Origin of the sequence: Microbacterium sp. Se63.02b (assembly GCF_014171575.1) — a bacterium.
In the GTDB taxonomy this organism is placed as follows: Bacteria; Actinomycetota; Actinomycetes; order Actinomycetales; family Microbacteriaceae; genus Microbacterium.
In genome coordinates this window covers 2,051,978-2,061,047 of the sequence record NZ_CP050453.1, presented here as the reverse complement: position 1 = coordinate 2,061,047, position 9,070 = coordinate 2,051,978, and the positions used below count along the sequence as shown (strand labels likewise).

Genomic DNA, 9,070 nt, shown 5'->3' with positions numbered 1-9,070 from the left:
ACCATGGCCGGACACAACAACGGCATCATCGATCCCCCCATCGACAACCTGCTCGACCGCGTCGACTCGAAGTACGAACTCGTGATCTACGCCGCCAAGCGCGCTCGTCAGATCAACGACTACTACTCCGACCTGCACGAGGGCAACCTCTTCGACAACGTGGGCCCGCTCGTCGACTCGTCGGTCGAGGACAAGCCGCTCACCATCGCGCTGCACGAGATCAACGAGGACAAGCTCCGCCTCCGTCACGCGGAGTGATATTCGAGACTGCGCCTCCCGTGCTGTCGGAGGCGCAGTCCAGAATGGGTTCACACCCTCTCCCTGTCCGTCCCGTTCTGGAGTATCGATGAGCGCCCTGCGTCTGTTCACGTCCGAGTCCGTCACCGAAGGGCACCCGGACAAGATCTGCGACCAGATCTCGGACAGCATCCTCGACGGGCTCATCGCGAAAGACCGCGGCTCGCGCGTCGCCGTCGAGACCCTCGTCACGACGGGCCTCGTCCATGTCGCCGGTGAGATCCGCACCGAGGCGTACGTCGACATCCCCACGATCGTCCGGCAGGTCGTGAACGGCATCGGCTACACGTCGAGCGAGACCGGCTTCGACGGCGACTCCTGCGGCGTCAGCGTCTCGGTGGGGGAGCAGTCGACCGACATCGCGCACGGTGTCGACAGCGCTCAGGAGCACCGCGACGGCTCGTCCGTCGATCCGCTCGACGGCCTCGGCGCCGGAGACCAGGGCATCATGTTCGGGTTCGCGACCAACGAGACCCCGCAGCTGATGCCGATGGCCGCCTGGACGGCCCATCGCCTGGCGGAGCGTCTCACGGAGGTGCGTCGCAGCGGAGAACTCCCGTTCCTGCGGCCCGACGGCAAGACGCAGGTGACGCTCGGGTACGACGGTTTCACACCGAAGACCGTCGATGCCGTCGTGCTCTCCACCCAGCACCACCCCGACATCTCGCAGGAAGACCTGCAGGCGCAGGTGCGTCGTCACGTGATCGACCCCGTGCTGGCGACGACGGGCCTCGACCTCGACGATGTGACGTTCTACATCAACCCGGCCGGTCCCTTCGTCACCGGAGGCCCGAAGGGCGACGCGGGGCTCACCGGACGCAAGATCATCATCGACACGTACGGCGGAGCCGCACGGCACGGCGGCGGCGCCTTCAGCGGCAAGGATCCCTCCAAGGTCGACCGCTCCGGCGCCTATGCCACGCGATGGGTGGCGAAGAACGCGGTCGCCGCGGGTCTGGCCGATCGTCTCGAGGTGCAGGTCGCCTACGCGATCGGCGTCGCCCGTCCGGTCGGTCTGTACGTCGAGACCTTCGGCACCGGGAAGGTCTCGGACGAGGCCATCACGCGCGCGATCGACGAGGTGTTCGACCTCCGTCCTCAGGCGATCATCGAACAGCTCGACCTCCTGCGCCCCATCTACGCCCAGACCGCGGCGTACGGGCACTTCGGTCGCGAACTCCCCGACTTCACCTGGGAGCGCACCGATCGCGCTGAAGAGCTGCGTCGCGCTGCCGGCCTCTGATGGGACTGCGGTCCTGATGCCCCCGGAGAGCCGGCGCATCGCGCGCGTGCTCCTCGATTCACCCCTGCCTCAGCTCGATCGTCTCTTCGACTACGCTCTCCCGGCGGCTCTGGGTGATGTTCCGCGAGGTGTGCGGGTGCGAGTGCCGCTGCGCACCGCGGGTCGGGTGATCGACGGCTACGTCATCGATGTCGACACGGAAGACGACGCGGAACGTCCGTTGTCGGAGGTGGAGACCGTCGTGTCGGCCGTGCCCGTGCTGCCGGAGCGCCTGCACACGCTCGCTCGACGGGTCGCCGATCGTGCGGCCGGGTCCGCGTCCGACGTCCTCCGGCTCGTGATCCCGAAGCGGCAGGTGCGCGTCGAGAAGGCATGGACGGCCGACTCGCCGGTCGTCCGGCCCACGGCCGAGGCGCTCGCCCAGGCGGAACAGATCATCGCGGTCTACGACGGTCTCGCCGATGTGCTCGACGAGGCCGGGCGTGCAGCGGTGGAGGCGGTGCCGCGGCTCGACGACGGAGTACAGGCATGGGCACGGCTGCTCGCGGCGTCGGCGGCGCGGATGCTCGCGGCCGGGAAGTCGTCGATCCTCGTGGTCCCCGACCACCGAGACCTCGATCGGCTCCTGGCCGCGCTGGATGCGCTCGTCCCCTCCGAGGCGGTCGTGCGGCACGACTCCCGTCAGACGAACCCGGATCGGTACCGGGCGTTCCTGCGGACCCTCGAGGATGCGCCGTGCATCGTCGTCGGCAACCGTTCCGCGGTCTACGCGCCCGTCGTCGCCGGACTCGTCGCGATCTGGGACGACGGCGATCCGCTGCTCGGGGAACCGCTGTCGCCGTACGTCAATGCCCGCGATGCGGCTCTGCTGCGCCAGGAGCTGGAAGGGTCGGCGCTGCTGTTCGCGGGTCATACCAGGACGACGGACGTGGAGCGTCTGGTCGTGCTCGGTTGGCTTCAGGACGTCAGGGCGGCACGGCGGGTCCTGCCGCGGGTCGTGCTGAGCACGCCGCAGGAGATGGAGCAGCCGACCGCCCAGCGCATGCCGTCGTCCGCGTTCCTCGCGGCGCGTGATGCCGCGGCGGAGGGACCGGTCCTGGTGCAGGTCTCGCGTCCCGGCTTCTCCCATCGCTCGTGTGCGCGCAATGCCGGGCTCCGGCGCGCTGCGCCCATTGCGGAGGACCGCTGGGGGCACGGCATCGCGGCGCGGTGCCGGTGTGCGGCTGGTGCGGTCGGGGCGCGAGCGCGTGGGCGTGTCCCGCATGCTCGTCCACGAAGGTGCGGCTGGCCTCATCGGGGAGCGAGCGGACGGCCGACGAACTCGGTCGCGCGTTCCCCGGAGTGCGAGTGATCGTGGCGGACAGCGCACACCCCGTCGAACGTGTCGGCGACAGGCCCGCACTCGTGGTCGCGACCCGCGGGGCCGAACCGATCGCCGACGGCGGCTATCGCGCTGTCGTGCTCCTCGACGGGCCGCGCATGCTCCAGGCACCCGACCTGCGGGTGGCCGAGTCGTGTCTGCGCTGGTGGTCCAATGCGGCCGCTCTCGCCGCGCCCGGGGCGCCCATCCACCTCGTCGGCGTGAACGGCGCGGCCGCGAAGGCCCTCGCCACGTGGAACCAGGCCGCTCACGCGCGCGCCGAGTTGGAGAGCCGGGCACCTCTGCACATGCCGCCGACGACGCGTGTCGCCCTCGTGCAGGGTTCCGTCGCCGCCGTCGGGCGTGCTCTCGGGATGCTCACCGAGCTCGCTCTGCCCTCCGACGCGGTACTCGGTCCTGTCCCTGTCGAGTCCGATGAGGTGCCTCCCCGCGTGCGGGCGCTCGTCCGCTTCGACTACGCTTCCGGCGCCCGCGTGGCCACCGCACTGCGCGCGGCCGTCGTCGCCGAGGCCGTGAGCGGTCGCCGCGGCCGCGGTCGCACGACCAAGAGCACGCTCTCGGTTCGTCTCGATATCCTCGATCCAGAGCTCTGACCCTTTCCGGAGAACCTTTCATGCGCCTCGTCTTCGCCGGCACACCCGCTGCCGCCGTGCCCACCCTCCGCCGTCTCGCGACCTCGCACGAGATCGCGGCCGTCGTCACTCGGCCGGATGCGCCTCTCGGCCGCAAGCGCGTCCTGACCCCGTCACCCGTGGCTCAGGCGGCCGTCGACCTCGGTCTTCCGCTCATCAAGACGGCTCGGCTCGACGAGGCGGCGACCGCGCAGATCTCCGCGCTGGAGCCCGAATTGTGTGATCGTCGCGTACGGCGGACTGGTCCGCGAACCGCTGCTGTCGGCGCCGGCCTTCGGCTGGATCAACCTCCACTTCTCGCTGCTGCCCGCGTGGCGGGGCGCCGCCCCGGTGCAGCGTGCACTGATCGCCGGAGACCGGGAGCTCGGCGCGAGTGTCTTCCAGCTGGTCGCGGAACTCGACGCCGGTGACGTGTTCGCCATGCGCTCCGTCGACGTTCCGACGACCGCGACGGCGGGTGAGGCTCTCGAGCTGCTCGCGGTCGACGGTGCCGACCTCACGGCAGACATCGTCGACGCCATCGCATCCGGCACGGCGGTCGCGGTCCCGCAGAGCGGGGAGCCGAGCTTCGCCGCCAAGCTCACGCATGTGGATGGGCTTCTCGACTGGACGCAGCCCCTCGACGCCGTGTTCGCGCGTTTCCGTGGGGTGACGCCCGAGCCCGGTGCGCATACGACCGTCGGGGGACTTTCGCTCAAGGTCCTCGAAGCGGCGCCGGCCGCAGACGCGGAGCCGTTGGCTCCCGGCCACCTCCGCGGGACGAAGTCCGAGCTGCAGATCGGCACCGCATCAGGGCCGCTCGCGGTCACCGCGTGCAACCGGCGGGGCGCGGCGCGATGAACGCCGTCGACTGGTGGCGGGGCCAACGTGGCGGCGAAGAGCTGAGGGCTGGGTCATGAGCGACGCGGAACGGTACCGGCGGTCCCCGCAGTCGCAGGGTCGACGGATGGACGGGAGGGGTTCGGGCGAGCGGCGTCGCAGCGAGCAGCGCGGTCCGACCCGGACGGTGCAGCCCGCACGTCGCGTCGCCTTCGATGTCCTTCGCGCCGTGGCGGTCACCGACGCATATGCCAACCTCGTGCTCCCGCCTGCGATCGCCGAAGCGCGCCTGAATGCTCAGGACGCTGCGCTCGCGACCGAACTCACCTACGGGACCCTGCGGCGGCTGGGCACCTACGACGCGATCATCGCGGCGGCCGCCGACCGTTCGACCGACAGCATCGATCCGGCGGTGCTCGACGCCCTGCGCCTCGCCGTGCATCAGCTGCTCGCGACGCGGGTGGCGCCGCACGCCGCGGTGAACGAGTCCGTGAACCTCGTGGCCACCGTCTCCGGCCGTGGCGCCGCGAGCTTCGCGAACGCCGTACTGCGGCGGATCACCCGGGAATCGGGCGCGGTCTGGCAGGAGCGCATCGAGGAGCAGGCACGGTCCGACGACGAACGTCTCGCGCTGCGATCCGCGCACCCGGTATGGGTGATCAGGGCTCTCCGCCGAGCACTGGCAGCCGAGGGGCGCGTCGACGAGCTCGACGCGCTGCTCGAAGCAGACAACGCGTCGCCGGACGTCACCCTCGTCGCACTCCCCGGGCTCGCCGAGCCGGGGAGCCGCGTCTCCCGTACGCACCGACCGCCTTCGCGTCACCTGGTGGAGACCCCCGCGGTCCGGTCGAGGCATCCGGTGGCACGATCCGTGTGCAGGACGAGGGTTCGCAGCTCGTCGCGCTCGCGCTGGCGGGTGCACGTCGGATCACGTCAGGCGAGCGCTGGCTGGATCTCTGCGCCGGCCCCGGGGCAAGACCGCCCTGTTGGCCGCGATCGCTCGCGAGAACGATGTGGTCCTCGAGGCGAACGAGATCGTTCCCGTCCGTGCGCGACTCGTTCGCAAGGCGCTGCGCGCCGTACCGGGAGATGTGGTGGTGCACGAGCAGGACGGACGAGCTCTCGCCGCGTCTCGGCCGGGGCGTTCGACCGCATCCTGGTCGACGCCCCGTGCACGGGGCTCGGTGCCCTGCGGCGCCGTCCGGAGGCCCGCTGGCGGAAGACGCCCGCCGACGTCGCGGAACTGGTGCCGCTGCAGGTGGAGCTGCTCTCGGCAGCGCTGGATGCGCTCGCGCCCGGCGGCATCGTCGCCTATGTCACGTGCTCCCCGCATCTCGCGGAGACCACGGGGTCGTGCAGGAGGTGCTGCGCACCCGGTCCGACATCGTCGAGCTCGATGCACGCGCAGCTGTCGCGGAAGTCGCCCGCTCTCCGATCGACCTCGCTGCGGACGGTCGCCCAGGAACAGGGAGCGCGCAGCTGTGGCCCCACCGGCACGGCACCGACGCGATGTTCCTCGCGCTCCTGACGCGCCCCACAGCCGCCGGCACCTCAGGTAAGGAAGACTAGGACCGTGGAACTGCCCCGCGCCCCGCGCATCAACCCCAGCATCCTCGCCGCCGATTTCGTGAACATGCAGGCGGAGCTCTCCCGCATCGCGACGGCGGACTTCGTGCACGTCGACGTGATGGACAACCACTTCGTCCCGAATCTCACCTTCGGCACGCAGATGGTCGAGCGGATCCAGGCCACCAGCCCGGTGCCGCTCGACGTGCATCTGATGATCACGGAGCCCGAACGGTGGGCCCCCGACTACGCCGAGATCGGTGCGGCGAGCGTCACCTTCCATCTCGAAGCGGCCGCCGACCCGGTCTCGCTCGCCAGACGGCTCCGTGACATCGGCGCGAGGGCGGGGGTCGCGGTCAAGCCCGCGACTCCGGTGGAGGGCCTCTACCAGGTCCTCGACGAGTTCGACCAGATCCTCGTGATGACGGTCGAGCCGGGCTTCGGCGGACAGGGCTTCATGCCTGAGACTATGCCCAAGCTGCGCGCTCTCGCCGAAGAAGCCAGACGCCGAGGTTCGCAGGTCTGGCTGCAGGTCGACGGGGGGATCTCGGCCCGCACCATCGCGATGGCCGCGGAGGCAGGAGCCGACACCTTCGTCGCGGGATCCGCGGTGTACGGCGCCGATGATGTCGAGGCAGCCGTCTCCCGGCTCAGAGACCTCGCTCGAGCCGCTAGCCTGGAACTGTGAAGACTTTCGACGAGCTGTTCGCCGAGCTCCGTGTCAAGGCCGAGTCCCGTCCTGAAGGATCGGGGACGGTCGCCGAGCTCGACGCCGGTGTGCACACCATCGGCAAGAAGATCGTCGAAGAGGCGGCCGAGGTGTGGATGGCCGCGGAGTACGAATCCGATGAGGCGGCCGCGGAGGAGATCTCGCAGCTGCTCTACCACCTCCAGGTGATGATGCTCGCGAAGGGCCTCACTCTGCAGGACGTCTACCGACATCTGTGATGCGCTCCGTTCCGATCTCCTCGAACTGAAAGCCATCCATGCTGCGCATCGCTGTTCCCAACAAGGGCTCGCTCTCCGAGACCGCCGCCGACATGCTCGCCGAGGCGGGCTATGCCGGCCGCCGCGACCCGAAGACCCTTCATGTGGTCGACGCCGAGAACGACGTCGAGTTCTTCTTCCTCCGCCCCAAGGACATCGCGACCTATGTCGGTTCGGGTGCGATCGACGTCGGGATCACCGGTCGCGATCTGCTTCTCGACGCCCGGATGCCGGGTGCCAGGGAGATCGAGGCGCTCGGCTTCGCCGGGTCGACCTTCCGGTTCGCGGCCCCCACCGGCCGGTACAGCGACGTGCAGGAGTTGGACGGACTCCGCATCGCGACCTCGTACCCGGGGCTCGTCGACGCGTTCCTCGATCAACGGGGCATCGCCGTGGACCTCGTACCCCTCGACGGCGCGGTCGAATCTGCGGTCCAGCTCGGGGTCGCCGATGCCGTCGCGGATGTCGTGGAGACGGGAACGACTCTCCGCCAGGCGGGGCTGGAGGTGTTCGGGCCGGTGATCCTGGAGTCGGAGGCCGTGCTCATCGCGGGGCCCGCCGACGCCGCGGGAGCCGAGACGCTGCTGCGCCGTCTGCGCGGGGTCATGGTCGCTCGACGTTACGTGATGATCGACTACGACCTCCCGGTCGCTCTCCTCGACGACGCGGTGAAGATCGCGGGCGGCGTGGAATCGCCGACCGTGTCTCCGCTGCGCGACCCGGAGTGGGTCGCGGTCCGCGTCATGGTGGCCCGGTCGCGCGTGAACCCGGTCATGGATGCGCTGTATGCGCTCGGCGCTCGTGCCATCCTGGTCACGGCGATTCACAACGCGAGGCTCTGATGACGCTCGCCAGTCGTGTCATCCCGTGTCTGGACGTGGCCGAGGGTCGCGTCGTCAAGGGAGTGAACTTCGAGAACCTGCGTGACATGGGAGACCCTGTCGAACTCGCCAGGCACTACGCGGCGCAGGGCGCCGACGAGATCACGTTCCTCGATGTGACCGCGACGGTCGACGCCAGAGCTACGACGTACGACGTCGTCCAGCGCACGGCGGAGCAGGTCTTCGTGCCGCTGACGGTGGGTGGGGGAGTGCGCAGCGTCGACGACGTCGCGCGCCTCCTCTCGGTCGGGGCCGACAAAGTCGGCGTGAACTCTGCGGCGATAGCGCGTCCTGAGCTCATCGGCGAGATCGCAGACCGCTTCGGAGCCCAGGTGCTCGTGCTGTCGCTCGACGTGAAGCGCGCCGACGCGACGCCTTCCGGATTCGTCGTCACGACGCACGGCGGTCGAACGCAGACGACGCTCGATGCCCTCGCGTGGGCCCGAGAGGCCGTCGAGCGGGGTGCGGGTGAGTTGCTGGTGAACTCGATCGATGCCGACGGCACCAGGGACGGGTTCGACCTCGAGCTCGTACGCCTCATGCGCGAGGTCGCGTCCGTTCCCGTAATCGCCTCCGGTGGCGCTGGCCGGGTGGAGGACTTCGCCCCGGCCATCAAAGCGGGCGCGGATGCCGTCCTCGCGGCGAGCGTGTTCCACACCGGCGCTCTCACGGTCGGCGACGTCAAAGACGCGCTGCGAGAAGAAGGAGTGGTGGTCAGATGACGTCCGTGGATGAGCGCATCGCACAGGTGGCCTTCAACGCGGACGGTCTCGCGCCGGTGATCGTGCAGCAGTGGGACACGCATGAGGTACTGATGCTCGCCTGGGTGGACGCCGAGGCTCTTCGGCGCACGCTGACCTCTGGACGGGCGACCTACTGGTCGCGGTCCCGCCAGGAGTACTGGCGCAAGGGCGACACCTCGGGCCACATCCAGGTGGTGCACGAGGCGCGCCTCGACTGCGACGGCGATGCGATCCTGCTCCTCGTGGCGCAGACCGGTCCGGCGTGCCACACCGGTACCAGGACGTGCTTCGACACGACCGACCTCGAGGCCGTGGCAGGGACGGACCGGACGTGACCTTCGCGCAGCGCGGCCGCTCCCTCTCGGTCTCCGGGTTCCTTCTCGCCGGGGCGATCGGGATCATCTCCTCGACGCAGACGTGGTTGACCGTCGAACGCATCGATGCCGGCGAGGACATCCTGGTGCCCGGCGCGTCGGCCCTCGTCCTGCTCGCCCCCTCAGCCTTGCAGTCCTCGCCCTCGG

General features: G+C 69.9%; 7 protein-coding genes and 3 pseudogenes. All 10 read left to right on the top strand.

Annotated elements, in window-relative coordinates:
• Positions 1–3: 3 nt before the first annotated feature.
• Positions 4–258, top strand: a complete 255-nt coding sequence (gene rpoZ, locus G4G29_RS10140) for a DNA-directed RNA polymerase subunit omega (protein WP_017204385.1) — start codon at positions 4–6, stop codon at positions 256–258.
• 88 nt (positions 259–346) lie between these two features.
• A complete protein-coding gene (gene metK, locus G4G29_RS10135; RefSeq protein ID WP_183150044.1) occupies positions 347–1,540 on the top strand; it encodes a methionine adenosyltransferase in 1,194 nt (397 codons plus the stop codon).
• Positions 1,541–1,556: 16 nt separating this feature from the next.
• A pseudogene (locus G4G29_RS10130) lies at positions 1,557–3,514 on the top strand (primosomal protein N').
• Positions 3,515–3,534: 20 nt separating this feature from the next.
• Positions 3,535–4,452, top strand: a pseudogene (locus G4G29_RS10125) (methionyl-tRNA formyltransferase).
• Positions 4,449–5,941: pseudogene (locus G4G29_RS10120) on the top strand (transcription antitermination factor NusB). The pseudogenes G4G29_RS10125 and G4G29_RS10120 overlap by 4 nt, the downstream one beginning before the upstream one ends.
• Positions 5,942–5,945: 4 nt before the next feature.
• On the top strand, positions 5,946–6,626 hold the full coding sequence (gene rpe / locus G4G29_RS10115; RefSeq protein ID WP_183150043.1) for a ribulose-phosphate 3-epimerase: 681 nt from the start codon (positions 5,946–5,948) through the stop codon (positions 6,624–6,626).
• Positions 6,623–6,886 (top strand): phosphoribosyl-ATP diphosphatase, encoded by a 264-nt coding sequence (locus G4G29_RS10110; protein ID WP_183150042.1) that lies wholly within the window; start codon positions 6,623–6,625, stop codon positions 6,884–6,886. Before rpe ends, G4G29_RS10110 begins: the two co-directional genes overlap by 4 nt.
• Positions 6,887–6,924: 38 nt before the next feature.
• Positions 6,925–7,767: an ATP phosphoribosyltransferase gene (hisG, locus tag G4G29_RS10105; RefSeq protein ID WP_183150041.1), complete on the top strand. Its 843-nt coding sequence runs from the start codon at positions 6,925–6,927 to the stop codon at positions 7,765–7,767.
• Positions 7,767–8,528, top strand: coding sequence for an imidazole glycerol phosphate synthase subunit HisF (gene hisF, locus G4G29_RS10100; protein WP_183150040.1), 762 nt, complete (start codon positions 7,767–7,769; stop codon positions 8,526–8,528). Before hisG ends, hisF begins: the two co-directional genes overlap by 1 nt.
• Positions 8,525–8,884 (top strand): phosphoribosyl-AMP cyclohydrolase, encoded by a 360-nt coding sequence (hisI, locus tag G4G29_RS10095; RefSeq protein WP_183150039.1) that lies wholly within the window; start codon positions 8,525–8,527, stop codon positions 8,882–8,884. The genes hisF and hisI overlap by 4 nt, the downstream gene beginning before the upstream one ends.
• Positions 8,885–9,070: the final 186 nt, after the last annotated feature.